This is a genomic window from Pseudomonas mangrovi (assembly GCF_003052585.1).
In the GTDB taxonomy this organism is placed as follows: domain Bacteria; phylum Pseudomonadota; class Gammaproteobacteria; order Pseudomonadales; family Pseudomonadaceae; genus Aquipseudomonas; species Aquipseudomonas mangrovi.
On sequence record NZ_QASN01000019.1, the window covers coordinates 243,813 to 269,147 of the forward strand.

A 25,335-nucleotide genomic window follows, 5' to 3' on the forward strand; every position below is an offset into this window, starting at 1 on the left:
CAGCCAACGGCTAGGCCGAGCGGCCCGCGCACGCTCGGGAGGCGTCGTGTCAGACGTGTCTAGAAACGGAAAACCTCGACGTCGGTACGAATTGGCACCGGCATCAGCGGACCGCGCTCGGTGGCACCAGGCGGCTTCGGCGGAGCCGGCTTGGGCGCAGGTTCCGCGACCTTGACCGGCTGCTCGGTGATCGGCCGGATCTCGTCCACCAGCTGGGACACCAACCGCTGCATCAGCTGGCTCTGCGCACGCACCTGATCCGCCGGGCTGCCCTGATGCTCCTCGACCAGTCGTACCACCCGACTGCTCTGCAGCTGACCATCACGATCCTGCAGTCGCCAGCGCGCCTCCAGCACCGCCGGTTGCGTCGGGCCCGAATCGAGGCGGGTGATCTCCAGCCCCACCTGCACATCCGGTTTGAAGCCTGCCGGCAACGGCTCGGAGACCAGCTTGCGGGTGTTCAGGCGCCAGGCCAGCTGGGCCAGCACCTGCTCGGACAACTCCACCGACAAAGGTCCCGCCCAGCGGGCGTCGCGCGCGGCTACCAGCGAGCCATCGGCCTGGCGCTGCAACAGTGCTTCACCGCGCAGATACTCCGCCACTCCGAGGGCATTCAACTGTACCGCCAGCTCGCCACTCTGCTCGGGCACGGCAGCGGCCTCGCCGGCATCGAGCCGATACAGCGACACCGGTTGCTGGATCAGCGCGCAACCGGTTTGCAGCAGCGAGAGGGTTGCCAGGAGAAGGGGTAAGCGCAGCACTTTCATCGATTGAGAATCATCCGCTCGGTCCGTGATATCAGCTTGATATCGCACACAGAAGGCCGTCCGGCCGGGGCGGCGTATCATCCGCCAAAGTGCGGCCAGACTCCATACTGGCGTGCCGATAGCGCACCTCAGGCGCCGGACGGCTCGACCAGCAGACCGTCGACGCGCTGGAAGCCACGCGGCAGCTTGTTGCCACGTCGGCCGCGCTCGCCCTTGTAGTGCTCCAGATCATCCGCCTTGAGCGAGAGCGTGCGCTTGCCCGCCTGCAGCACCAGGGTACTGCCCGCCGGCAGCACCGCCAGGTCGGTCAGGTATTCCTCGCGACTGGCGACACGCTCGCCCGGGATGCCGATGATCTTGTTGCCCTTGCCCTTGGCCAGCTGCGGCAGATCGGCGACCTTGAACACCAGCAGACGTCCTTCGGTGGTCACCGCCGCCAGCCAGTCGTTCTCGACGCTGCTCACCGGCCGCGGCATCACCACCCGCGCGCCTCCCGGTAGCGACAGAAGCGCCTTGCCGGCCTTGTTCTTGGCCTGCAGATCCTCGCCCTTCACCACGAAACCGTAGCCGGCGTCCGATGCGATCACGTACAGGGCACTGTCTTCGGGCAGCATCACGCACTCGAAACTGGCGCCCGGCGGCGGCGTCAGACGCCCGCTCAGCGGCTCGCCCTGGCCGCGTGCCGAAGGCAGCGAATGGGCTGCCAGCGAATAGCTGCGCCCGGTTGAGTCGATGAATACCGCAAACTGGTTGGAGCGCCCTGCCGCCGCCGTCTTGAAGGCGTCGCCAGCCTTGTAGGAGAGGCCGGCAGCGTCGATGTCGTGACCCTTGGCGCAGCGCACCCAGCCCTTCTCCGACAGCACCACGGTGACCGGCTCGGTCGGCAACAGCTCGGTCTCGCTGAGGGCGCGAGCTTCAGCGCGGGCGACGATCGGCGAGCGCCGCGCGTCGCCGTACTTCTCCGCATCGGCGAGGATTTCCTGGCGCACCAGCTTCTTCAGCTTGGCTTCGCTGCCGAGCAGGCTCTGCAGCTTGTCACGCTCCTTGGCCAGCGCCTCCTGCTCGCCACGGATCTGCATCTCTTCCAGCCGCGCCAACTGGCGCAGGCGAGTTTCGAGGATGTATTCGGCCTGCACATCGGTGAGACCGAAGCGCTGCATCAGCACCGGCTTGGGCTGATCCTCGGTACGGATGATGTGGATCACCTCGTCGAGATTGAGGAAGGCGATCAGGCGGCCTTCCAGCAGATGCAGGCGGTGCTCGACCTTGTCCAGGCGGAACTGCAGGCGACGGCGCACGGTGCCGACGCGATACAACAACCACTCGCTGAGCAGGGTGCGCAGGTCCTTGACCGCCGGTTTGCCATCCAGACCGATGACATTGGTGTTGACCCGGTAGCTCGACTCCAGATCGGTGGTGGCGAACAGGTGGGTCATCAGCTCGTCGGCGTCGACGCGGTTGGAGCGCGGAATGATGACGATGCGGCAGGGATTCTCGTGGTCCGACTCGTCACGCAGGTCGGCAACCATCGGCAGCTTCTTGGCCTGCATCTGTGCGGCGATCTGTTCCAGCACCTTGGCCCCGGAGACCTGGTGCGGCAGCGCGGTAACGACGATGTCGCCATCCTCGACCCGATACACGGCGCGCATGCGCACCGAGCCCCGGCCGGTCTGGTAGATCTTCAGCAGGTCGGCACGCGGGGTGATGACTTCCGCCTCGGTGGGAAAGTCCGGCCCCTGGACGTGCTCGCAGAGCTGCTCGACCGTGGCATTCGGCTCATCCAGCAGGCGCACGCAGGCACTGGCGACTTCGCGCAGGTTGTGCGGCGGTACGTCGGTGGCCATGCCCACGGCAATGCCGGTGGTACCGTTGAGCAACAGGTTGGGCAGGCGCGCCGGCAGGGTCGCCGGCTCGTCCATGGTGCCGTCGAAGTTCGGCACCCAGTCGACGGTGCCCTGGCCCAGTTCCGACAGCAGCACCTCGGAGTAACGCGACAGCCGCGCCTCGGTATAGCGCATCGCGGCGAAGGACTTGGGATCGTCCGGCGCCCCCCAGTTGCCCTGACCGTCGACCAGCGTATAGCGGTAGCTGAACGGCTGCGCCATCAGCACCATCGCCTCGTAGCAGGCGCTGTCGCCATGCGGGTGGAACTTGCCGAGCACGTCACCGACGGTACGCGCCGACTTCTTGTGCTTGGAGTCGGCGTCCAGGCCCAGTTCGCTCATCGCGTAGATGATGCGCCGCTGCACCGGTTTGAGGCCGTCGCCGATATGCGGCAGCGCGCGATCCATGATCACGTACATGGAGTAGTTCAGGTACGCCTGCTCGGTGAAGTCGGCGAGGGACCGCCGTTCGACGCCTTCCAGGCTCAGGTCGAGTGAATCGCTCATCTGCGGCCTCAATGGTCCGTGTAGTGGCGCAGCACCAGAGTGCCGTCGCGCTGGGTAAATTCGAGTTGTTTGAGCGCGCTCATGCCGAGCAGCACTTCGTCGCCGTCCATGCCCGGCGCGATCACCGCGCGCACGTCACGCAGCTGGATGTCACCCAGGGTCAGGCTGTCGAGACGGGAACGGTAACCGGTGACAACGCCGTTCGCGGTGCTCAGCTGCAATGCCACCCCGCGCCGCATGCCGAGCTGAGAGGCCAGCCGCTCGGGTACCGCGACATCGGTGGCGCCGGTGTCGAGCAGGAACAGCACCTCCTGGCCGTTGATGCCGCCATTGGCGAGGAAATGCCCCTGGCCGTTGCGCAGCAGCCGTACTTCGACGTAATTGCTGCCCTGGGAAGAGGCCGGTCGCGCGTTCGGGTTGCGCTGGGACTTTTCCCACATGCCGAACAGCTGGGTCGCCAGCACCAGACCGGCGATCCAGGCCAGAATCATCATCCCCTTGCCGACGCCGCGGCCCTGCTGCTGCTCGCTCACTGCTGCAGCCAGCCCTTGGCCGGTGCCGCCAGACGCCAGACAACCGGGCGCAGCTCGCCATCGGCGCGTCTGCGCTCGTTGTTGTCGACGCCCAGCCAGGCGCCCTGCTCATCCACCTCCAGTGCTTCGACCAGGCCATACGGCGAGTCGTAGCGTCGAGAGTCGGCCAGCGCCACTTCGCTGAACGACCAGCAACGCTCCACCGCCGCGGTAGCCGGATGCCGCCGACAGATGCGATGGGCCAGGCGTTCGAGCACGAACAGCTTGTCGCCGTGAAATGCCAGAGCGGAAAAGTCTTTCGCCCGGGCGCGGTTGCCCAGTGCTGGCGGGGGCAGCTCATCACCGCCCTCGGCCATCAGCACGCAACCACCGCGACAGGCCCAGCTGCCGCGCCGGTTATGCACGACCAGCAGGCCCCGTCGCTGGCGTTCGGCCGCCAGCCACAGTCGCTCGCCAGCCGGGTCCACGGTGATACCTTCGAACATCGCATTGGCCTGCAACAGCATGCCGCTCGCCCGCGCCTGGCGAACCACGCCTGCAGGCAACGGCAACCACTGCGGCGTACCGGCGGGCGGCACGCGCAAAACAGCGACCTTCGACTCGCTGACCAGATAGCGGTTACCCATCGCATCGCAACTGATGCCCTCGAAGTCCAACTCGCCGCCACGCAGCATGCCGGCCAGGCCGTTACGCACGCGCATACCCCAGGGCAGACCGCTGAGCGGCGCGGGAGGGGCCGCCAGCGGCTCGACTTCCGCCTGCCAGACGCCCTCCACGGCAACATCGAATCGATAGATGCGGTCATCGTCACGGTCGGAAACCGCCAGCAGCGCGTCGCCGCACCAGGCCAGCCCGGACAGGTTGCCGCCGCGCATGCCTTCCACCGGGTGCTCGGCCAGCAGCGTCAGCTGCGCAGGCTCACTGGCCGCGGCCAGGCCGCTCAGCGCCAGCAGCACGCCGGCCAGCAGCGGTCGCAGGGCCACGGACATCAGAGCAGCACCTCGGCGAGGTTGCCCTTGGACTCGAGCCAGGCCTTGCGATCACCGGCGCGCTTCTTCGCCAGCAGCATGTCCATCATCTCGCGAGTGTTCTCGTAGTCATCCAGGGTCAGCTGCACCAGACGCCGGGTATTGGGGTCCATGGTGGTCTCGCGCAATTGCAGCGGATTCATCTCGCCCAGGCCCTTGAAACGGGTGACCTGCGGCTTGCCGCGCTTCTTCTCCGCGGTCAGACGCTCGAGGATGCCGTCACGCTCGGCCTCGTCGAGGGCGTAGGAAACGTCCTTGCCCAGGTCGATGCGGTACAGCGGCGGCATCGCCACATAGACATGCCCGGCATCCACCAGCGGGCGGAAGTGCCGCACGAACAGTGCGCACAGCAGCGTGGCGATGTGCAGGCCGTCGGAGTCGGCGTCAGCCAGGATGCAGATCTTGCCGTAGCGCAGCTGGGACAGATCGGCGGCGCCGGGGTCGACGCCGATGGCCACGGCGATGTCGTGCACCTCCTGGCTGGCAAGCACCTCGCCGCCATCGACCTCCCAGGTGTTCAGGATCTTGCCGCGCAGCGGCATGATCGCCTGGAATTCCTTGTCGCGCGCCTGCTTGGCGCTGCCACCGGCGGAGTCGCCCTCGACCAGGAACAGCTCCGAGCGCATCGGGTCCTGGCCCGCGCAGTCAGCCAGCTTGCCGGGCAGCGCCGGCCCCTGGGTAATCCTCTTGCGCTCGACCTTCTTGCCCGCCTTGAGGCGGCGGCCGGCATTGCTGATCGCCAGCTCCGCCAGCTGCAGGCCAAGCTCGGAGTGCTCGTTGAGCCAGAGGCTGAAGGCATCCTTGACCACCCCGGAAACAAACGCCGCCGCCTCACGCGAGGACAATCTTTCCTTGGTCTGGCCGGAGAACTGAGCCTCCTGCATCTTCATCGACAGGACGAAGGCGATGCGCTCCCAGATGTCTTCGGGGGCCAGCTTGACGCCGCGCGGCAGCAGATTGCGGAACTCGCAGAATTCGCGCATCGCATCCAGCAGGCCCTGGCGCAGGCCGTTGACATGGGTACCGCCCTGCGCGGTAGGAATCAGGTTGACGTAGCTTTCCTGGATCGCCTCGCCGCCTTCCGGCAGCCACAGCAGCGCCCAGTCGACCGCCTCCTTGTTGCCGGCAAGGCTGCCGGTGAAGGGCGTTTCCGGCAGCCTTGCGAACTCCACGACCGAGTCGGCCAGGTAGGAGCGCAGACCATCCTCGAAGAACCAGCGAGTGGTTTCGCCGTTGCTCTTGTCGCTGAAAGTGACTTCCAGCCCCGGACAGAGCACCGCCTTGGCCTTGAGCACGTGCTTGAGCCGGCTGATGGAAAACCGGGGCGAATCGAAATACTTGGCGTCCGGCCAGAAGCGCACGCTGGTGCCGGTGTTGCGCTTGCCGACAGTGCCGACCACTTCCAGATCGCTGGCCTTGAAGCCGTCGGCGAAGGTCATGCGGTATTCATTGCCGTCGCGCTTGACGCGCACCTCGACCTGGGTCGACAGCGCGTTCACCACGGAGATGCCGACGCCGTGCAGACCACCGGAGAACTGGTAGTTCTTGTTGGAGAACTTGCCGCCCGCGTGCAGCTTGGTGAGGATCAGCTCGACCCCGGGGATGCCCTCCTCCGGGTGAATGTCCACCGGCATGCCACGACCGTCGTCGAGCACTTCCAGGGAGTTGTCCTCGTGCAGGATCACCTGGATCGAACGGGCATGGCCTGCCAGCGCCTCGTCGACGCTGTTGTCGATGACTTCCTGAGCCAGGTGGTTGGGACGGGTGGTGTCGGTGTACATCCCCGGGCGCTTGCGCACCGGGTCCAGACCGGAGAGGACTTCGATGGCGTCTGCGTTATAGGCGGTCATGGATTCTCGTTTCGGTCAGTTCAGGGTGGAAAAATCGAAATCTTGCCAGCATCGCGGATCGATCCCGGCGAACAGCAGCAGCGCCGGCAGTCGCTCGACGAAGCCCTGGAAGCCATGGTCGCCGCCGGCCTGGATGCGCAGCGCGCAGTTTCGGTAAAAAGCTTCGGCCTGGCGATAGTCGAGGGTCTCGTCGCCGGTCTGCAACCATACCTGATAGCGCGAGACTGAGTCTGGCGGGGCCACCTGCATCTGCTCGAGTGCTGCCAGGTGATCCGCGGTCAGCTGCCAGCGCTCGCCGCTGTGAAAGTTGTGCTGCTCACCCAGACGCCCTTCGAAGAGGCGCCATGGACGAACTGCCGGATTGATCAGCAGCGCCCGCAGCCCATGGCGTTCCGCCAGAACGGTCGCATAGTAGCCGCCCAGGGAGCTGCCGACCAGAAGGGGACGGCCCAGCTGGGCCACCTCCAGCTCGAGCTGCTGCAGGGCTTCTCGCGGGTGGTTGTCCAGCGCTGGCACGCGCAGCGCATCAGCCAGTCCGAGGGCATCCATCAGGCTGCCGAGCTGCCGCGCCTTGGTCGAGGCGGGCGAGCTGTTGAAGCCATGGATATAGAGGATGGAAGTGCTCATGGACGAAACGGCGCCTGGGCGGACACCAGCGCAACCCGGGGGCGGGTGCCCGCATGCCGATGCTTGCGGCTGAAAGCCGGCAGCCTCAGTACCCCTTGACGGTGTAGTCGATGACGAACTCGATACCGGTCACCCGTGATACACCGGTCTCCAGGCGACCGTCCGGATACAGCTGCAGCCAGCGATAGCCGGGCGACTCGTTGCCGACCTTGAATTCCTCGCTACCCGGCGCGAACTGCACACAGGTCGAGGGCGAGGCGAGCAGACGCACACCCTTGCGCATCTGGTCGTACTCCTGGTGAACATGCCCCCAGAGCAGCGCCTTGACCTGGGTGTAGCGATCCAGCACCGAGAACAGCGCGTCGGGATTGCGCAGGCCGATCGGCTCCATCCAGCGGCAGCCGACCGACACCGGATGATGATGGAAGCAGACCAGGTGATGGCGCTCGGGGGCCTCGCTCAGGGAATGCTCCAGCAGGCGCAGCTGATCGGCTGCCAGGTAGCCGGGCACCGCACCCGGGATGGACGAGTCGAGCAGCAGGATGCGCCAGTTGCCGACATCCAGAATCGGCTCGAGCAGATCGCGACCGTCACTGACGCCGCGCATGGCCGGCAGATCATCGTGGTTGCCGGCAAACCAGCGCGCCGGTGCCGCGATGCTCTCGGTCATGTCGAGGAAGCGTTCGTAGGAGTTGAAGCTGCCATCCTGGGAAATGTCGCCGGTGGCCAGCACCAGATCGACTTTCGGCTGCTCCTCGATAACCCGACTGATCACCTGACGCAGACTGTCGGTGGTATCCATGCCCAGCAGCTTACCGTCCACCTCGGCGAACAGATGACTGTCGGACAACTGCACCAGCAACAGCGGTGAATCGACAACTGGGGGGGATGAGCTCGGCAAGGGCCGTCTCCTCAGGCGAAAACGTCTGGAATTATGTGTGCCCAGCCTGCAAGCGTAAAGCCGCGAACTAGACGCCGGTCACAGATGTGCTCGGCAAGCTGGCAGGATCTGACGATTGTCCTCGACAACCGGCGGATGCAACCGAACCGAAGCGGATCTCAGCGAACCGACACCAGTTCGTGGCCGCACGCCAGGCAATGGTTCAACCACTCGCCGAGAAACAGGTTGAGCTGGGTCTTCTCGTCGGGGTGGTGCATCGCCTGGTTCGGATAGGGATAGCGGCCGAGCAGCATTCGCGCTTTCTCCGCCTCGATCACCTCGGCCATGCGCGCGTCATGGTAGGCACGCACATGCAGTGTCGGCATCGGCAGCCACGGAAACTCGCTCTCCTGGCGCACCTGCAGGGTGGTGGTATAGGGGCAGCACTCAAGCACTTCCAGCGACAGCACCCCCAGCAGCTGCTCACCCTGGCTCAATGCGACCCGGCGCTCGCGCTGCTCGCCGCGCATGTCCGGCAGCAGGCGCATCAGCCGCGCATAGTTGGCCTCGCAAGCACTCTGCAGCTCGATCAGATCGACGCGGTAGCGCTCGCGCAGCAGGTTCACTTCCACATGCCCCGCACTTCGTCGCGGTTCAGCGCCAGCCACTGCAGGGCGATGATGCTGGCGGCATTGTTGATCCGGCCGTCGCGCACCGCCTGCATCGCGTCGGCAAAGCTCATGACATGCACCTTGATGTCCTCGCCCTCCTCGGGCAGACCATGCACACCACCGGCACCCTCGCTGTCGCAGCGCCCGATGTACAGGTGCACCAGCTCGTCACTGCCGCCGGGCGATGGGAAGTAGCGCGACACCGGCCAGAGCGGTCCGAGAACCAGATCAGCCTCCTCCTGTGCCTCGCGGTGAGCGACCTCCTCCGGCTCCTCGTCCTTGTCGATGAGCCCGGCGACCAGCTCGAGCAGCCAGGGGTTCTCTGCCTTGTCCATGGCGCCGACACGAAACTGCTCGATCAGCACCACGGCATCGCGCTGCGGATCGTAGGGCAGTACGCAGACTGCGTCGTGGCGCACGAACAGCTCGCGCCGGATCACCGGCCCCATGCCACCAGCGAACTGGCGGTGGCGCAGGTGCACCCGGTCGAGCTTGTAGAAGCCGCGAAAGCAGGCTTCGCGCTCGACCACTTCGAAATCACGCTGCATGAACATTCCCCACATCAGGCCCGCAACACGGGCGACGAAAAAGGCGCGGCGACCGCGCCCCGATCAGACCTTGTGATAGAGCTGTGCGCCCTGAGCCTTGAATTCCTCGGCCTTAGTCCGCATGCCCTCTTCCATCTCGAGATCGACCGCTTCTATACGCTGCTCTTTAGCATATTCGCGCACTTCCTGCGTGATCTTCATCGAGCAGAACTTCGGCCCGCACATCGAGCAGAAGTGCGCCACCTTCGCCGAATCCTTGGGCAGGGTCTCGTCGTGATAGCTGCGCGCGGTGTCCGGATCCAGGCCCAGGTTGAACTGGTCTTCCCAGCGGAACTCGAAGCGGGCTTTTGACAGCGCATTGTCACGAATCTGCGCGCCGGGATGGCCCTTGGCAAGGTCCGCCGCGTGGGCGGCAATCTTGTAGGTGATGATGCCGGTCTTGACGTCATCCTTGTTCGGCAGACCCAGGTGCTCCTTGGGCGTGACGTAGCAGAGCATGGCGCAGCCGAACCAGCCGATCATCGCCGCACCGATGCCGCTGGTGATGTGGTCGTAACCGGGTGCGATGTCGGTGGTCAGCGGGCCGAGGGTGTAGAAGGGCGCCTCGTCGCAGCACTCCAGCTGTTTGTCCATGTTCTCCTTGATCAGTTGCATCGGCACGTGGCCGGGGCCCTCGATCATGGTCTGCACGTCGTGTTTCCAGGCCAGCTTGGTCAGCTCGCCGAGGGTTTCCAGCTCGCCGAACTGCGCTTCATCGTTGGCATCGGCAATCGAGCCCGGACGCAGGCCGTCGCCCAGCGAGAACGACACGTCGTAGGCCTTCATGATTTCGCAGATGTCTTCGAAGCGGGTGTAGAGGAAGTTCTCCTTGTGGTGCGCCAGGCACCACTTGGCCATGATCGAACCACCCCGCGAAACGATGCCGGTGACCCGCTTGGCAGTCAGCGGCACGTAGCGCAGCAGGACGCCGGCATGGATGGTGAAGTAGTCCACGCCCTGCTCGGCCTGCTCGATCAGGGTGTCGCGGAACAGCTCCCAGGTAAGGTCCTCGGCGACGCCGCCGACCTTCTCCAGTGCCTGATAGATCGGCACCGTACCGATCGGCACCGGCGAGTTGCGGATGATCCACTCGCGGGTTTCATGGATGTGCTTGCCGGTGGACAGGTCCATCACCGTGTCCGAGCCCCAGCGGATGCCCCAGGTCAGCTTGGCCACTTCTTCCTCGATCGAAGAGCCCAGCGCCGAGTTGCCGATATTGCCGTTGATCTTCACCAGGAAGTTGCGACCGATGATCATCGGCTCGAGTTCGGTGTGGTTGATGTTGGCCGGAATGATCGCCCTGCCACGGGCGATTTCCTCGCGCACGAACTCGGCGGTGATCTCCTTCGGGATGCTCGCACCGAAGCTGTGACCGGCGTGCTGCTCCTTGAGCAGCCCAGCCTCGCGGGCCTCGGCCAGCTTCATGTTCTCGCGGATGGCAACGAACTCCATCTCCGGGGTGATGATGCCCTTGCGCGCGTAGTGCATCTGGCTGACGTTGGCGCCAGCCTTGGCCCGGCGCGGGTTGCGCACGTGGGCAAAGCGCATGGCGGTCAGCTCGGCGTCGTCGAGACGACGCTGGCCGAATTCGGAGGACAGCCCCGGCAGCTTCTCGGTATCACCGCGATCATCGATCCAGGCGCTGCGGATATCCGCCAACCCCTTGCGTACGTCGATCTGCACAGTAGGGTCGGTATAGGGGCCGGAGGTATCGTAGACGGTGACCGGCGCATTGATCTCGCCACCAAAGTCCGTGGGTGTCACATCCAGGCTGATTTCGCGCATCGGCACGCGAATGTCGGGCCGCGAGCCCTGCACATAGACCTTCTGCGAGCGAGGAAAGGGTTTTACGGACTGCTCGTCGACCTGGGCGCTTTCGCTCAGGTTGCGGTTCGATTGCACGCTCATTGGCTGGCTCCTGGAATGAATGTCGGAGCGAACCTGCAGCGGAAGAGGCCCACGAAGCCACAAAGGGCCCGCGGAATACGGCGAGGACATCTTGTTCCCTACGCAGGTCTCAACCCGATCAGGTTCAACGGGATCCGGCAACGACCGATCTCAGCCCACGACCTGGGCACCCCGACAAGAACCCGGGCAGTCTATCCGCCTGCCACCGCAACACCAAGCACGGCGGTCGTACTGCTGCCGGCGCAACACTCGCAGACGACATTGTTGCGCTGAGGCAACATAGCTTGTTGCAAAGCGTCGCCGCCTCGCTTGCAGCACGCTTGACCCCCCGCCGGGCGGCGCTTAGCCTTGCCCTCTTCTCTCCTATTCCCAGGACTGCCCCATGCTGCGCCAACTCTCGCTGGCACTCGCCGTGGCCGCTGCCATATCCGGCCCGGCCCTGGCTGCGGAAATGCCGCTCGCGACCCGCTCCGACCTGGTCACCGTCTATCAGGAAGCCGCGCTGAACAACGCCGACCTGGCCGCCGCCCGCGCCGACTTCCAGGCCCGCCGTGAAGTGGTGCCGCAAGCCCGTGCCGGCCTGCTGCCGAACCTCTCCGCCGCTGCCGGCGTCAGCGATACGCGCAGCAAGGTCGACACCTCCGCCGGCAACTTCACCACCTCGCGCAGCGGCCTGGTCTATCAGGCCAGCCTGAGCCAGCCGCTGTTCCGCGCCGACCGCTGGTACCAGCTGCAGGCCGCCGAAGCCGTCAGTGAACAGGCTGCCCTGGAATTTTCCGCCGCCGAGCAGAACCTGATTCTGCGCAGCGCCGAAGCCTACTTCGCCGTGCTGCGTGCCCAGGACAACCTGGCGGCCACCAAGGCCGAGGAAGCCGCCTTCAAGCGGCAGATGGATCAGGCCAACGAGCGCTTCGATGTCGGCCTTTCCGACAAGACCGACGTGCTCGAAGCCCAGGCCGGCTTCGATACCGCCCGCGCCAACCGCATCACCGCGCAACGCCTGGTGGAGGAAGCCTTCCAGGCGCTGACCACCCTGACCAACCGCGATCACGGCGCCCTCGAAGGGATCAAGCACACCCTGCCGATCCTGCCGCCGACGCCGAACGACGCCACGGCCTGGGTCGACACCGCCGCCCAGCAGAACCTCAACCTGCTCGCCAGCGAGTACGCCGTCGCCGCCGCCGAAGAAACCCTGCGCCAGCGCAAGGCCGGCCACGCGCCGACCCTGGATGCGGTCGCCCAGTACCAGCGCGGCGACAACGACAGCCTCGGCTTCAACAACAACGCAGCCAGCAACGTGCGCTATCGCAGCGATGCGGAGCAGACCAGCATCGGCCTGCAGCTGAACATCCCGCTGTACAGCGGCGGCCTGACCAGCTCGCAGGTACGCGAGTCGTACCAGCGCCTGAACCAGACCGAGCAGCAGCGCGAAGGCCTGCGCCGCCAGGTGGTGGAGAACACCCGCAACCTGCACCGCGCGGTGAATACCGACGTGGAAACCGTACAGGCGCGCAAACAGTCGATCATCTCCAACCAGAGTGCCCTGGAAGCCACCGAAATCGGCTATCAGGTCGGCACCCGCAACATCGTCGACGTGCTCGATGCCCAGCGCCAGCTGTACAGCTCGGTGCGCAACTACAACGACGCGCGCTACGGCTACATCATCAACAATCTGCGCCTCAAGCAGGCCGCCGGTACCCTGGCGCCGAGCGATCTCGAAGCACTGGCCGAGCACCTGAAGGCGGACTACGACCCGGACCGCGACTTCCTGCCGCCGGATCTGGCCCGCAGCGCCGAAGAAGAACGTCGCAACCGCCAGATGTACTGAGCATACCGGGGCCTGAGCGCCCCGGTTCCGCTGCAACTTTCGCCGCTTACTCGCATCAGGCTCCGCCATGTCTCTTCCTGACCTGTTGCTGCTCGGCTTTGCCGGGCTGGCAGCCGGTGCCATGAACGCCCTGGCCGGCGGCGGCACCTTCTTCTCCTTTCCCGCCCTGCTCGCGGCCGGCCTACCGCCGGTCACCGCCAACGCCACCAACGCCGTCGCCCTCTGGCCCGCCAGCATCAGTGCAGCCTGGGCCGCACGCGGCAGCCTGCGACCGCTCGGCCGTTACCTGCTGCCGCTGCTGCTGGCCGGGCTGTTCGGCGGGCTCTGCGGCGGGGTGCTGCTACTGGTCGGCGGCGATGCCGTGTTCCGCCCGCTGATTCCCTGGCTGCTGCTGCTCGCCACCCTGCTGTTCGCCGCCAGCCCCTGGCTCGGCCGGCTTCTCGCTGCGCGGCGCGCCAGTGCCAGCGAAGTGCCGCCGCACTCGCCTACCTCGCTTGGTGCCCACACGCTGGTATCGATCTATGGCGGCTACTTCGGTGCCGGCATGGGCATCCTGCAACTGGCCGCCTATTCCATCGAGGGCCACGCGCTGGCCCGCGCCAACGCACTGAAGAACCTGATCTCGGCGGTCATTTACAGCGTGGCCAGCCTGACCTTCATCGTCGCCGGTCGGGTCAGCTGGTCAGAGCTGCTGATTCTGCTGGTAGGCGCCACGCTGGGCGGCTACCTCGGCGGCGCGCTTGGCGAACGACTGCCACCGCGACTGCTGCGCGCGATGGTGGTGCTGATCGGCAGCGGCATGACCCTCTACTACTTCCATGCCACCTACTTCGCCTGACGCCGACGCGATTTGCCCGGTCAGGGGGGCTCTGCTAAGGTCGCGCCGGTTTACCGACCGCACCGAGAGCACCATGGCCCGCAAGAAAGCCTCCCCCGATTTCGAACAGTCACTCGCCGAACTGCAGACGCTGGTCGAGCGCCTGGAGACCGGCGAGCTGAGCCTGGAAGATTCGCTGACCGCCTTCGAGCAGGGGATTCGCCTTACCCGCGAGTGCCAGACCTCCCTGAGCCAGGCAGAACAGAAAGTGCGCGTGCTGCTCGAGCGCGACGGCGAAATCACCGACGCGCCCTTCGAAGCGGACCCCGAGGCATGATCGAGACGTACCAGAAGCGCTGCCAGGCGCGTGTCGACCAGGCCCTGCAAACCCTTCTCGCAACCCCCGACCCCGCGCTCGCCCGGCTCTACGAGGCCATGCGCTACAGCGTCATCAATGGCGGCAAGCGCGTCCGCCCGTTGCTGGTCTACGGCGCCTGCGAGGCGCTTGGCGGCAAGCCTGAGCAGGCGGACGCGGCGGCCTGCGCAGTGGAGCTGATCCATGCCTATTCGCTGGTGCATGACGATCTGCCGGCGATGGACGACGACGACCTGCGTCGCGGCCAGCCGACCACCCACAAGGCCTTCGACGAAGCCTGCGCGATCCTCGCCGGGGACGGCCTGCAGAGCCTGGCCTTCGAGATCCTCGCTGACCCGCTGCGCAACCCTCTGGATGCCGAACAGCGTCTGGCCATGGTCGCCGGGCTCGCCCGCGCCGCTGGCCCGGTCGGCATGGTCGGGGGTCAGGCCATCGACCTCGGCTCGGTCGGTCGCCAGCTGGATCGCACGGCGCTGGAGAACATGCACCGGCACAAGACCGGCGCCCTGATCGAGGCCAGCGTGCGCCTCGGCGCCCTGGCCAGCGGCTGCGCCGACGACACCGAACAGCGTGCCCTGCAGCACTACGCCCAGGCCATCGGCCTGGCATTCCAGGTGCAGGACGACGTGCTCGACGTGGAAAGCGACACCGCGACCCTGGGCAAGACCCAGGGCAAGGACCAGGCCAACGCCAAGCCCACTTATCCTGCGCTGCTCGGCCTGGAGCAGGCCAAGGCCTACGCCTGCGACCTGCGTGACCAGGCGCTGCACGCCCTGCGCCCCTTCGGCGAGAGCGCCGAGCCGCTGCGCGAGCTGGCCCGCTACATAGTCGCCCGGCGTCACTAGCCTGCCTGCACCGCGTTGGGCCTCACGGTCCAACCTACGCCCGACCCGAAATGCCGGGATGTAGGTTGGCGCCGAGCAACGCGAGGCCCAACAGGCAAGTCACTGCCGCCACAGGCGCCATTCCCGCCTCATACGAGTCCGGCAAAGCGCATTGGCTGCGCTGCGTTGGGCCGCTCGGCCCAGCCGACACCTGCCCCTCAAAGCGCGCGTGCGGGCACAGCACCATCGACCCAACCACAGCCGCGCCATTTCCCAGGCGCAACACGGTTCCCCCGCGCGCGCGGACCTGCAAAGCTATGGCCCTTTCGCGGCCCGCCTGACAACAACAAGGGGAACCCCCAATGCCCATCCGCAGCCTGCTGATCGCCAACCGCGGCGAAATCGCCATACGCATCGCCCGTGCCTGCGCCGAGCTGGATATCCGCAGCGTCGCCGTCCACGCCGAGGACGACGTGAACTCCCTGCACGTGCGTAAGGCCGATGCGCTGGTCGCGCTGCGTGGTCGCGGGGTGGCCGCCTACCTGGACATGGATCAGCTGGTCGAAGCCGCCCGCGCCCAGGGCTGCGACGCCATCCACCCCGGCTACGGCTTCCTCGCCGAGAACGCCGAGTTCGCCCGCCGCTGCCAGGCCGCCGGCATCGTCTTCGTCGGCCCGGAACCCGAGGTGCTGGAGAGCTTCGGCGACAAGACCCGCGCCCGCGCCCTGGCCCTGGAACTGGGTGTGCCGCTGGCCGCCGGCAGCAACCAGCCGACAACGCTTGAGCAGGCGCGAACCTTCCTCGCCGAGCAGGGCGCGATCATGCTCAAGGCGCTGGCCGGTGGCGGCGGACGCGGCATGCGCGCGGTGCGCAGCGAGGCCGAACTGGCCGACGCCTATGCCCGCTGCACCTCAGAAGCCAGCGCCGCCTTCGGCAAGGGCGATCTGTATGTCGAGCGGCTGATCGAGCAGGCGCGACATATCGAGGTGCAGGTGATCGGCGACGGCCAGGGCAACGTCAGCCACCTGTGGGAGCGCGACTGCACCCTGCAAAGGCGCAACCAGAAGCTGGTCGAGATCGCCCCGGCACCGACCCTGTCCGCCGAGTTGCGCGAGCAGATCCTCGCCGCCGCGCTCAAGCTGGCCTCGGCGGTTAACTATCGTGGTCTGGGCACCTTCGAATTTCTGCTCGACGAGCAGCGCGGCGACTTCGTGTTCATGGAAGCCAACCCGCGGGTTCAGGTCGAGCACACCGTCACCGAGGCAGTCACCGGCATCGACCTGGTACAGGCGCAGATCCGTGTCGCCGGCGGCGCCAGCCTCACCGAACTCAACCTGCTGCAGGCGCAGATGCCGGCGCCGCGCGGTTTTGCCGTGCAGTTGCGGATCAACCTGGAGCGCATGGCCGCCGATGGCAGCACCCAGCCGGCGGCCGGCATCATCAGCGCCTACGAGCCGCCCAGCGGTCCGGGCATCCGCGTCGATGGCTACGGTTATGCCGGCTACGCCACCAGCAGCGCCTACGACTCGCTGCTGGCGAAGCTGATCGTGCACGCCGACAGTGACTTCCCCGGCGTGCTCAGGCGCGCCTACCGCGCCCTCTGCGAGTTCCGCCTGGAGGGCGTGGCGAGCAACCTGCACCTGCTGCAGAACCTGTTGCGCTTGCCGCAGCTGGCCAGCAACGCGGTCAGCACCCGCTTCGTCGAACAGCAGATCGAGGCGCTGCTGGCGCCGCAACAACAGGCGCACCCGCACCTGTATTTCGCCCAGGCCGCCGGCAGCGCCGTGCAGCAGCGCCAGCAGGCCGATGCCCCAGCCGGCTGCATTGCCCTGAACGTGCCCAACGCCGGGGTACTGGTCAGCCTGGAGGTCGCCGCGGGCGACGCGGTCGCGGTCGGTCAGACCGTGGCGATCCTCGAGGCGATGAAGATGGAATTCGAGGTCAAGGCCCGTGAGAGCGGCATCGTCCGCGTGCTGGTCGCCACACCCGGCGACAACCTCTATGAAGGCGGCGCACTGGTCTATCTCGAACCCATGGCCGTGGAAGGCCAGGCGATAGAGGAGCAGGGGATCACCGACCTCGACCACATCCGCGCCGACCTTGCCGAAGTCATCGAGCGCCATGCCATCGGCCTCGACGAGCGCCGCCCGCAGGCCGTGGCCAAGCGCCACAAGATCGGCATGCGCACCATTCGCGAGAACCTTGGCGACCTGCTCGACGACGGCAGCTTCATCGAATACGGCGCCCTGGCCCTGGCCGCGCAGCGCCGCCGCCACAGCCACGACGAACTGCTGCAGCTGAGCCCGGCCGACGGCATGGTCGCCGGCCTGGGCACGGTCAATGCCGGCGAGGTCGGCGAGCAGGCCGCGCGCTGCATGGTGGTCGGCTACGACTACACGGTGTTCGCCGGCACCCAGGGGGTGATGAACCACAAGAAGACCGAGCGCATGCTGCACCTGGCCGAGCAGTGGCAGGTGCCGCTGGTGCTGCTGGCCGAAGGCGGCGGCGGCCGGCCCAACGATACCGACTTCCTCGGCGTGGCCGGCCTCGACAACCAGACCTTCATCGGCATGGCCAGACTCTCCGGGCTGGTACCGCTGGTCGGACTGGTCGCCGGCCGCTGCTTCGCCGGCAACGCCGCGCTGCTCGGCTGCTGCGACGTGATCATCGCCACCCAGAACAGCAGCATCGGCATGGCCGGCCCGGCGATGATCGAAGGCGGCGGCCTGGGCAAGTTCAGTGCGGAAGAAGTCGGCCCGGCCAGCGTGCAGGGCCCCAACGGCGTGATCGACGTGCTGGTCGAGGACGAGGCCGAAGCGGTGGCGGTGGCCAAGCGCTACATCGGCTACTTCCAGGGCGAGACCCGCGACTGGCAGTGCGCGGACCAGCGCCTGCTGCGCCAGCTGATCCCGGAGAACCGCCTGCGCGTCTACGACATCCGCCAGGTGATCGAGACCCTGGCCGACACCGGCTCGGTGCTGGAGCTGCGCCGGCAGTTCGCTCCCGGCATGATCACCGCGCTGGTGCGCATCCAGGGCAAGCCCTTCGGCCTGATCGCCAACAACCCGCAGCACCTGGGCGGCGCCATCGACAGCGAGGCCGGCGACAAGTCGGCGCGCTTCATGCAGCTGTGCGACGCCTTCGATATCCCGATGATCTCGCTGTGCGACACCCCCGGTTTCATGGTCGGCCCGGACGCCGAAAAGACCGCCACCGTGCGCCATGTCTCGCGCATGTTCGTCACTGCCGCCAGCCTCTCGGTGCCCTTCTTCACCGTGGTCCTGCGCAAGGGCTACGGCCTGGGCGCGCAGGCGATGGCGGCCGGCGGCTTCCACTCGGCGTTCTTCACCGTCGCCTGGCCCAGCGGCGAGTTCGGCGCCATGGGCCTGGAAGGTGCGGTGCGCCTGGGCTTCGCCAAGGAACTGGCAGCCATCGAAGATCCGCACCGCCGCGAGCGCCTGTTCAAGAAACTGGTCGACCGCGCCTACCGCCATGGCAAGGGCATCAACATGGCCAGCTTCCTCGAGATCGACGACGTCATCGACCCCGAACAGACCCGCCACTGGCTGCTGCGCGGCCTGGCCTCGACGCCAAAACCCGCCCCGCGCCAGGGTCGCAAGCGGCCGTTCGTGGATACCTGGTGATGGCCGCCTGCTGCAACCTTTGCAGCAGGCGTGGCAAAACCACCGAAAGGCCCGCCGGAGGGAGACATGCGGCGGACGGCGTGGTCGCCCATGTTCCATGACAACCGCGTTCAGACGCATCGGAAGAACCAGGCCCCGCTGCGACGGAACTGAAAAGACAGAAGCCGGCCCGGGTACCCAAGGGAACCCCGGGGCAGTACCGCGCCTACCCGGGCGTCGTTGAGGCCCACGCAAGATTCACCCCACGTAAACAGCGCTGTTCCGGCTCAGCTCGCCGCGACAGAGCTTGCGGGGCAGGTAGTAGGCGCTGGCTTACCGCCACGCCGAGAACGACCAGCGCCAGGCAGACAATGCCGCGCTCCACTGTTGCCAGAGGTCTGCGCACTGCCAGGTTCACAGGCACGGCTTCTCGCCTACCGGCCGCGAGAGCAGCGGTCATGTCGCCTGGTATTGGCCGGGATCATCGAACGTACGCTTGTTCCCGGTGAAGGAATCGTAGAGCGACTGGTGGGCGCGCCGACCGTATTCATCCGTGCGATCCGCATAGGTGCGAACCCACTCGACCAGCATCTCCAGATGCGCGTCCTGCGCCTGCCGGGAGCTGAACTTCTGCGGCTCCCAGGGCCTCGCACGGCAGTGGGCAATGCAGGCATCCACACCGGGATTGAGGAAGATCAACTCGTCGCAGTCCGCCAATAGCGCCTCGATGATATCCGCGTAGCAGCCCTCGATGATCCAGCTGCCGTTTCGCTCGATGAACTGCCGTGCCGCCGCGATGCTCTCCTCGATCGGGCGCCGTTCAACGCCGCCCGCGAACGCCACCTCATCCAGGGAAAGCAGGGCCGCGGGCTGCCTGGCCAGCAGCCTTCTCGCCAGAGTGGTCTTACCTGCGCCTGCGTTTCCCAACAGAATGACTTTCATTGCCTGTCCTCGTGCCCACGCCAATCAGCGTTACCGGAAGCACCGGACACCTCCAGCACAGATGGAGCTTTGCGTGCCTCGATGTCGACGCAGAAGACTGCCCGGACGAGCCCGGAACAGCCGTCACCCAAACGGCCAGATCCTTTTCTTCGCCACGTTCCTGCGATCGAGACTGATCGCATCATTCACGCCGTGGCGATCGAAACGATCGAGCAGCTCGTCCGAGCCTTTGCGCAGCTTGAGCGCCATCTCTTCCGGGTACAGCGGCACGACGCTGTAGAACTGGATGTCCTTGGCATCGGGGATGGACAGATGCGAAAACGCGGGCGGCGTGGTGACCGGCGGCAGGATGATCGCGCCGGTGAAGGGCACGCCGGGCGCATAGGGCTCTTCCGGATCGCCGTTGGGAACCGTGTGGCCAAAGCCGAGCCAGGTGTCGTGCTTGTGCGGCAGCCGCGCCAGCGTCTTCAACAACCGCACCGGCCAATACCAGGTTTCGTCCTCGAAGGATTCCTGGTCCAGTTTCCAATCGGCCGGCAGGGTCAGCATCAGTTCGGCGAAACGCAGCCCCTCCAGGCCCTCCGGAACCGCCATGGGCAGATCGCTCATGCCGGACGTAATCAGCCGAACCCCGGCGAAGTCCTGGTTCGGCGGGACAATATGGACGTCGATATGCACCGTGTCCGATATCACCTCGTGGAAGACCGTGCTGATGGCGCCGAGGTGGCGCTCGATATGCTCGGAAATCTCCTCGATGAACTCTTCACCCTGCGGTGGGGCGAAAGGAGCTGGCTCGTCGTGGTGGTAGATCGGCTGCCCGCTCAGGGAAACAACCTTGCCTTTTTCTGGGTCGCTCATGGGATCGTCCGATGGAATGCCATTGCGGTGGGACAGGCTTGTTCAGGCCGGCAACAGAATCTCGCCGGCCTGCATTTGCCTGCGAGCGTAGCAATACCCACGTTTTCAAACCTTGCTCGGCGGCACGCTGCGCACACAGCTGCGCGGTGTCCCGAGCGCAGGCCACGAGCCCGCGGCACTGCGCCGCGGCGGGGTAAATACCTGACAAAAAATCAGGTAAACTCGCGCATCTTTTTCTGCCCGAACGATGCGCACGATGCCCAAGACGTTCCACGAGATTCCCCGCGCGCGCCCTGCCACGCCCCTGCTCGACCAGGCCGACACGCCAGCCGGCCTGCGCCTGCTGGCCGAGGCCGAGCTGGAGCTTCTGGCGGACGAGTTGCGCCAGGAACTGCTCTACAGCGTCGGGCTCACGGGTGGGCACTTCGGCGCGGGCCTCGGTGTGATCGAGCTGACCATCGCGCTGCACTACGTCTTCGATACCCCCGACGACCGCCTGGTCTGGGACGTCGGTCACCAGGCCTACCCGCACAAGATTCTCACCGGCCGCCGCGCACGCATGCCCAGCCTGCGCCAGAAAGGTGGTCTGGCCGCCTTCCCGCGGCGCAACGAAAGCGAGTACGACACCTTCGGCGTCGGCCACTCCAGCACCAGCATCAGCGCCGCCCTTGGCATGGCCATCGCCGCGCGCATGGCCGGCAGCCAGCGCAAGACGGTGGCGGTGATCGGCGACGGCGCCATGACCGCCGGCATGGCTTTCGAGGCGCTCAACCATGCGCCGGAAGTCGGTGCCAACATGCTGGTGGTGCTCAACGACAACGACATGTCGATCTCCAAGAACGTCGGCGGACTGAACAGCTACCTGGCGAAGATCCTCTCCAGCCGCACCTATGCCAGCATGCGCGAGGGCAGCAAGAAGATCCTCTCGCGGCTGCCCGGCGCCTGGGAGATCGCCCGCCGCACCGAGGAGCACGCCAAGGGCATGCTGGTGCCCGGCACCCTGTTCGAGGAACTGGGCTGGAACTACATCGGCCCGATCGACGGCCACGACCTGCCGACCCTGGTCGCCACCCTGCGCAACATGCGCGACCTGCCCGGCCCGCAGTTCCTGCATGTGGTGACCAAGAAGGGCAAGGGCTTCGCCCCCGCCGAGCTTGACCCGATCACCTGGCACGCGATCAGCAAGCTCGAGCCCCAGGACGCACCGCGCAAGCCGGCCGGCAGCAGCGGACCAAAGTATTCCAACGTGTTCGGCAAGTGGCTGTGCGACATGGCCGAGGCCGACCCACGCCTGGCCGGGATTACCCCGGCGATGAAGGAAGGTTCGGACCTGGTAGCCTTCGCCGAGCGCTTCCCCGAGCGCTACTTCGACGTCGCCATCGCCGAGCAGCACGCGGTAACCCTGGCCGCCGGCATGGCCTGCGAGGGCGCCAAGCCGGTGGTGGCGATCTACTCGACCTTCCTGCAGCGCGCCTACGACCAGCTGATCCACGACGTGGCGGTGCAGAACCTCGACGTGCTGTTCGCCATCGACCGCGCCGGACTGGTGGGCGAAGACGGCCCGACCCACGCCGGCAGCTTCGATCTGTCCTACCTACGCTGCATCCCCGGCATGCTGGTAATGACCCCCAGCGACGAGAATGAACTACGCCGCATGCTGACCACCGGCTACCTGTTCGACGGCCCGGCGGCGGTGCGCTACCCGCGCGGCAGCGGTCCCAACGCCAGCATCGAACCCGGCCTGCAGCCGCTGGAAATCGGCAAGGGCGTGCTGCGTCGCCAGGCCGACGCCGATGCCAGCCGCCGCGTTGCCCTGCTGGTGTTCGGCGTGCAATTGAGCGAGGCGCTGCAGGTGGCCGAGCGCATTGGCGCCAGCGTCGCCGACATGCGTTTCGTCAAGCCGCTGGACGAGGCCCTGGTACGCCAGCTGGCAGACAGCCACGAACTGCTGGTGACCCTCGAGGAGAACAGCGTGATGGGCGGCGCCGGCAGCGCAGTGGCCGAGTTCCTCGCCCGCGAGAACCTCTGCCGCCCGCTGCTGCAGCTGGGCCTGCCGGACGCGTACGTGGAGCACGCCAAGCCGAGCGAGATGCTTGCCGAATGCGGCCTGGATGCCATCGGCATCGAGGCTTCGATCCGCCAGCGCCTGGCCTGCCTGGACGCCTGACCCACCCGGTCCGAGTCGCAACAGGTACGGCGTTGCGTCTCGCTCGGTGATCAACCACCGCATAAATCGCGGCACCATCCGGCCTGCCTCTGCCAGCGCATAGTCCAACGGTGGATTACGCCGCTTCGCGGCTAATCCACCCTACGACCGGCTGACTCTCCCGCGCAGCGCATTGCGCCGCCCCGATGATCGGTCGTCGCCTGCATCGCAGCAGCCCCTCGCCTGCCTATCCCTGCGCAAAGTTCAACGATGGATTACGCCGCTTCGCGGCCGATCCACCCTACGACGGGCTGGCTCTCCCGCGTAGGACGCAACAAACGCAGCGCATTGCGTCGCACCTCGGGCCGTTCCTGCCGCCCGCAGCGACCTTGCTTTTGCCCGCGCCAGCCCTTAAGGTTCGCGCGCTTTTCATTTCCGAACAGGTGTGCCCAGGCCACGAAGGCCGGCATTAAACGGGAAGCCGGTGCGCTCATCGCGAGCTATCCCGGCGCTGCCCCCGCAACGGTAATCGACCGCGATCCAGAGGATCGCCGTCGCGCTCCATGGCCACTGTGCTCCGGCATGGGAAGGCGAGCGCGATCGAGTCGAGAGCCCGGAGACCGGCCTGCGCGGAGTTCGACTGGTGTTGCGGAGGGCAGCACCGTCAAGCGCCGCCCTGTCCGCGCTTGTTCCTGCCCTCCTCAAAAGTCTCTTCGACCTTTTGAGGAATATCCATGAAGCTTTCCCGCCTAGCCCTGGCCGTGGCTCTCGCCCCCAGCCTGGCTCTCGCCGCACCACCCGCTGCCGAGGTTACCGAGCTACCCTCGGTGGTCACCCGTGCCACTGCACTGAAAGCCCCTGTGCCCGCCAGCGTCAAGGTCATCGATCGCGAACAGATCGAAGCCAGCGCCAGCAACGATCTGCTGGACCTGCTGCGCGGCGAGGCCGGCGTGCAGATCCTCGACATGGCCAGCGGGCGCGGCGTACCCAGCCTGCGCGGCTTCGGCGAAAACGCAGTCAACAACACCCTGGTGCTGGTCGATGGACGCCGCCTGAATCAGCCAGCCATGGCTGGCGCCGACATCAACAGCGTGCCGCTGGCGAATATCGAACGCATCGAGATCATCCGCGGTGCCGGCAGCGTGCTCTATGGCGACCAGGCGGTCGGCGGGGTCATCAACATCGTCACCCGCACGCCTTCCACAAGCGAGGCCTACGTCGAGGTCAGCCGCGGCAGCCACGATCTGGATGCCCTGCGCGGGCACGTGCACCAGCAACTCGGCGGAGGCTTCTCCGGCTACGTCAGCGGCGAGAAGCGCAGCGCCGACAACTACCGCGACCACAACAATGCCGAGTACGCCAATGCCTTCGCCCGGTTGCGCTATGACCATGCCGCCGGCCACGCGCTCTATGAATACCAGACGGTCGATGACGAGCTGCGCTACCCCAATGCGCTACCGGTCGCCCAGGCCCGTGTCGATCGCAAGGCCAGCAATTCGCAGGCCTGGAACGACAGCAAGACCCAGGTCCACCGCGTGGCGATCGAGCAGCGCCTGAGCGATATCTGGAGCGCCAACCTCGACTACAGCCACAGCGACCAGGACGGCGTCGGCAGCTGGGGACCGGGCAGCGACTTCACCCAGGGCACGCGCATCGAAAGCATCAGCCCGCGCCTCACCGCACGCTTCGACTCGCCCCTGGGCGGTGCCGAATGGCTGCTCGGCCACGACCACATCGCCAGCGACTATCAGTACCGCGGCGCTTTCAGCACCACGCTGGCCAGCCAGACCCTGCGCGACTGGTACACCCAGTACAGCCAGAGCCTGGGCAACGGCCTGAGCCTGAGCCTGGGCTACCGGGCCAGCGAAGCCGATGACAACAGTCACGGCGCCAATCTGAAACATCGCGACCGCGAAAGCAGCGGCAGCATCGGGCTGAACTGGCAGGCGAATGAGCAGACCCGACTGTTCATCAAGCACGAGGACGTGCTGCGCTGGGCGAATGTCGACGAGAACGCCGGCGCCACACCGGGGGTGGTCTTCCTCAAGCCGCAGACCGGCGAGTCCTGGGAAGCAGGCATCGACTGGGATGACGGCATCCAGCGTTACCAGCTGAGCCTCTATCGCCTGGCACTGGAAGACGAGCTGCTCTACGACCCCACCGCCACTGGCCCCTTCAGCCCCTGGTTCGACGGCGCCAACGTCAACCTCGACAAGACCTTGCGCAAGGGTGTGCTGCTGGAAGCCCAGCGACAGCTCAGCGACGACCTGAGCGTCGGCGGGCAGTACAGCTTTACCGACGCCGAGTACCGCGCAGGCAGTTTCAACGGCAATACGGTGCCCTGGGTATCGCGCCACAGCGCCAGCGCCTATCTGAGCTACCAGATATTGCCCGGCCTGCGCAGCTACCTGGAGGCCACGCACACGGGCGCGCGCTATCGCGCTGGTGACGATGCCAATCAACAGTCGCGTGCCGGTGGCTACACGCTGCTCAACGCAGCGCTGGCCTATGACTACAGTCGGCTCAGCGCCAAGTTGCGGGTGAACAATCTGACCGGCAAGCGTTACGACACCTACGCCAGCCCGACCAGTCGCTACCCGGCCGCCGAGGAGCAGGTCCAGCTCAGCCTGGGCTATCGTTTCTGACGCCAGCCGATGCTAAGCCCCGCGGCGCGGGGCCT

At 66.4% G+C, this 25,335-nt stretch carries 19 protein-coding genes and 2 riboswitches; of the genes, 7 read left to right on the forward strand and 12 right to left on the reverse strand.

The genetic code is table 11. The features are described from left to right. Nucleotides 1-59: 59 nt before the first annotated feature. From DBO85_RS12205 to thiC, 10 genes are all read right to left on the reverse strand, one after another. A complete protein-coding gene (locus DBO85_RS12205) occupies nt 60-767 on the reverse strand; it encodes a PqiC family protein (protein WP_108107551.1) in 708 nt (235 codons plus the stop codon). 128 nt (nt 768-895) lie between these two features. After that, complete coding sequence (gene parC, locus DBO85_RS12210) at nt 896-3,157, reverse strand: DNA topoisomerase IV subunit A (RefSeq protein WP_108107552.1); 2,262 nt, start codon at nt 3,155-3,157, stop codon at nt 896-898. Nucleotides 3,158-3,165: 8 nt separating this feature from the next. Beyond that, entirely contained in the window at nt 3,166-3,690 is a 525-nt protein-coding gene (locus DBO85_RS12215; protein WP_233356601.1) for a retropepsin-like aspartic protease family protein, read from the reverse strand. Next, on the reverse strand, nt 3,687-4,679 hold the full coding sequence (locus DBO85_RS12220) for an esterase-like activity of phytase family protein (protein ID WP_108107553.1): 993 nt from the start codon (nt 4,677-4,679) through the stop codon (nt 3,687-3,689). The genes DBO85_RS12215 and DBO85_RS12220 overlap by 4 nt, the downstream gene beginning before the upstream one ends. Then, a complete protein-coding gene (gene parE, locus DBO85_RS12225) occupies nt 4,679-6,568 on the reverse strand; it encodes a DNA topoisomerase IV subunit B (protein WP_108107554.1) in 1,890 nt (629 codons plus the stop codon). The genes DBO85_RS12220 and parE overlap by 1 nt, the downstream gene beginning before the upstream one ends. 15 nt (nt 6,569-6,583) lie before the next feature. After that, complete coding sequence (locus DBO85_RS12230) at nt 6,584-7,195, reverse strand: YqiA/YcfP family alpha/beta fold hydrolase (protein WP_108107555.1); 612 nt, start codon at nt 7,193-7,195, stop codon at nt 6,584-6,586. A gap of 85 nt (nt 7,196-7,280) precedes the next feature. Continuing rightward, on the reverse strand, nt 7,281-8,096 hold the full coding sequence (gene cpdA / locus DBO85_RS12235) for a 3',5'-cyclic-AMP phosphodiesterase (RefSeq protein ID WP_108107556.1): 816 nt from the start codon (nt 8,094-8,096) through the stop codon (nt 7,281-7,283). 158 nt (nt 8,097-8,254) lie between these two features. Continuing rightward, the gene (locus DBO85_RS12240) at nt 8,255-8,707 is read right to left on the reverse strand and encodes a DUF1249 domain-containing protein (RefSeq protein WP_108107557.1); all 453 of its coding nucleotides are present in this window, start codon (nt 8,705-8,707) and stop codon (nt 8,255-8,257) included. Further along, nucleotides 8,698-9,294 (reverse strand): NUDIX domain-containing protein, encoded by a 597-nt coding sequence (locus tag DBO85_RS12245; protein ID WP_233356602.1) that lies wholly within the window; start codon nt 9,292-9,294, stop codon nt 8,698-8,700. Before DBO85_RS12245 ends, DBO85_RS12240 begins: the two co-directional genes overlap by 10 nt. A 63-nt stretch (nt 9,295-9,357) precedes the next feature. After that, nucleotides 9,358-11,241, reverse strand: a complete 1,884-nt coding sequence (thiC, locus tag DBO85_RS12250) for a phosphomethylpyrimidine synthase ThiC (protein WP_108107559.1) — start codon at nt 11,239-11,241, stop codon at nt 9,358-9,360. 78 nt (nt 11,242-11,319) lie between these two features. Next, a riboswitch (TPP riboswitch) is annotated at nt 11,320-11,425 on the reverse strand. Nucleotides 11,426-11,623: 198 nt separating this feature from the next. Here thiC and DBO85_RS12255 point away from each other — a divergent pair. The 5 genes from DBO85_RS12255 (at nt 11,624) to DBO85_RS12275 (ending at nt 18,730) form a co-directional block, all read left to right on the forward strand. Further along, the gene (locus DBO85_RS12255; RefSeq protein ID WP_108107560.1) at nt 11,624-13,069 is read left to right on the forward strand and encodes a TolC family outer membrane protein; all 1,446 of its coding nucleotides are present in this window, start codon (nt 11,624-11,626) and stop codon (nt 13,067-13,069) included. Between the two features lie 67 nt (nt 13,070-13,136). After that, the gene (locus tag DBO85_RS12260; RefSeq protein ID WP_108107561.1) at nt 13,137-13,907 is read left to right on the forward strand and encodes a sulfite exporter TauE/SafE family protein; all 771 of its coding nucleotides are present in this window, start codon (nt 13,137-13,139) and stop codon (nt 13,905-13,907) included. Nucleotides 13,908-13,980: 73 nt separating this feature from the next. Continuing rightward, nucleotides 13,981-14,223: an exodeoxyribonuclease VII small subunit gene (locus tag DBO85_RS12265; protein WP_108107562.1), complete on the forward strand. Its 243-nt coding sequence runs from the start codon at nt 13,981-13,983 to the stop codon at nt 14,221-14,223. Further along, nucleotides 14,220-15,107 (forward strand): (2E,6E)-farnesyl diphosphate synthase, encoded by an 888-nt coding sequence (gene ispA, locus DBO85_RS12270; protein WP_108107563.1) that lies wholly within the window; start codon nt 14,220-14,222, stop codon nt 15,105-15,107. The genes DBO85_RS12265 and ispA overlap by 4 nt, the downstream gene beginning before the upstream one ends. Nucleotides 15,108-15,448: 341 nt before the next feature. After that, nucleotides 15,449-18,730, forward strand: coding sequence for an acetyl-CoA carboxylase family protein (locus DBO85_RS12275; protein ID WP_108107564.1), 3,282 nt, complete (start codon nt 15,449-15,451; stop codon nt 18,728-18,730). Between the two features lie 435 nt (nt 18,731-19,165). On the opposite strand, the gene DBO85_RS12280 is transcribed toward DBO85_RS12275, so the two are convergent. Together DBO85_RS12280 and DBO85_RS12285 are read right to left on the reverse strand one after the other, a co-directional pair. Continuing rightward, a complete protein-coding gene (locus tag DBO85_RS12280; RefSeq protein WP_108107565.1) occupies nt 19,166-19,651 on the reverse strand; it encodes an AAA family ATPase in 486 nt (161 codons plus the stop codon). A 123-nt stretch (nt 19,652-19,774) separates the two neighbouring features. Continuing rightward, nucleotides 19,775-20,509 (reverse strand): suppressor of fused domain protein, encoded by a 735-nt coding sequence (locus tag DBO85_RS12285; RefSeq protein ID WP_108107566.1) that lies wholly within the window; start codon nt 20,507-20,509, stop codon nt 19,775-19,777. 256 nt (nt 20,510-20,765) lie between these two features. On the opposite strand from DBO85_RS12285, the gene dxs reads away from it, so the two are divergent. Together dxs and DBO85_RS12295 are read left to right on the forward strand one after the other, a co-directional pair. Then, entirely contained in the window at nt 20,766-22,676 is a 1,911-nt protein-coding gene (gene dxs / locus DBO85_RS12290; protein WP_108107567.1) for a 1-deoxy-D-xylulose-5-phosphate synthase, read from the forward strand. A 403-nt stretch (nt 22,677-23,079) separates the two neighbouring features. Continuing rightward, nucleotides 23,080-23,298: riboswitch (cobalamin riboswitch) on the forward strand. Nucleotides 23,299-23,389: 91 nt separating this feature from the next. Further along, a complete protein-coding gene (locus DBO85_RS12295; RefSeq protein WP_108107568.1) occupies nt 23,390-25,300 on the forward strand; it encodes a TonB-dependent receptor in 1,911 nt (636 codons plus the stop codon). Nucleotides 25,301-25,335: the final 35 nt, after the last annotated feature.

Excerpts from the sequence above, each read along its gene's own strand:
- DBO85_RS12285 (WP_108107566.1), bottom strand. The coding sequence starts at position 20,509 with ATGAGCGACCCAGAAAAAGGCAAGGTTGTTTCCCTGAGCGGGCAGCCG.
- DBO85_RS12245 (WP_233356602.1), bottom strand. The coding sequence starts at position 9,294 with ATGCAGCGTGATTTCGAAGTGGTCGAGCGCGAAGCCTGCTTTCGCGGC.
- DBO85_RS12260 (WP_108107561.1), top strand. The coding sequence starts at position 13,137 with ATGTCTCTTCCTGACCTGTTGCTGCTCGGCTTTGCCGGGCTGGCAGCC.
- DBO85_RS12255 (WP_108107560.1), top strand. The coding sequence starts at position 11,624 with ATGCTGCGCCAACTCTCGCTGGCACTCGCCGTGGCCGCTGCCATATCC.
- DBO85_RS12295 (WP_108107568.1), top strand. The coding sequence starts at position 23,390 with ATGAAGCTTTCCCGCCTAGCCCTGGCCGTGGCTCTCGCCCCCAGCCTG.
- DBO85_RS12220 (WP_108107553.1), bottom strand. The coding sequence starts at position 4,679 with ATGTCCGTGGCCCTGCGACCGCTGCTGGCCGGCGTGCTGCTGGCGCTG.
- thiC (WP_108107559.1), bottom strand. The coding sequence starts at position 11,241 with ATGAGCGTGCAATCGAACCGCAACCTGAGCGAAAGCGCCCAGGTCGAC.
- parE (WP_108107554.1), bottom strand. The coding sequence starts at position 6,568 with ATGACCGCCTATAACGCAGACGCCATCGAAGTCCTCTCCGGTCTGGAC.
- DBO85_RS12230 (WP_108107555.1), bottom strand. The coding sequence starts at position 7,195 with ATGAGCACTTCCATCCTCTATATCCATGGCTTCAACAGCTCGCCCGCC.
- dxs (WP_108107567.1), top strand. The coding sequence starts at position 20,766 with ATGCCCAAGACGTTCCACGAGATTCCCCGCGCGCGCCCTGCCACGCCC.
- parC (WP_108107552.1), bottom strand. The coding sequence starts at position 3,157 with ATGAGCGATTCACTCGACCTGAGCCTGGAAGGCGTCGAACGGCGGTCC.
- DBO85_RS12205 (WP_108107551.1), bottom strand. The coding sequence starts at position 767 with ATGAAAGTGCTGCGCTTACCCCTTCTCCTGGCAACCCTCTCGCTGCTG.
- DBO85_RS12275 (WP_108107564.1), top strand. The coding sequence starts at position 15,449 with ATGCCCATCCGCAGCCTGCTGATCGCCAACCGCGGCGAAATCGCCATA.
- DBO85_RS12280 (WP_108107565.1), bottom strand. The coding sequence starts at position 19,651 with ATGAAAGTCATTCTGTTGGGAAACGCAGGCGCAGGTAAGACCACTCTG.
- DBO85_RS12265 (WP_108107562.1), top strand. The coding sequence starts at position 13,981 with ATGGCCCGCAAGAAAGCCTCCCCCGATTTCGAACAGTCACTCGCCGAA.
- ispA (WP_108107563.1), top strand. The coding sequence starts at position 14,220 with ATGATCGAGACGTACCAGAAGCGCTGCCAGGCGCGTGTCGACCAGGCC.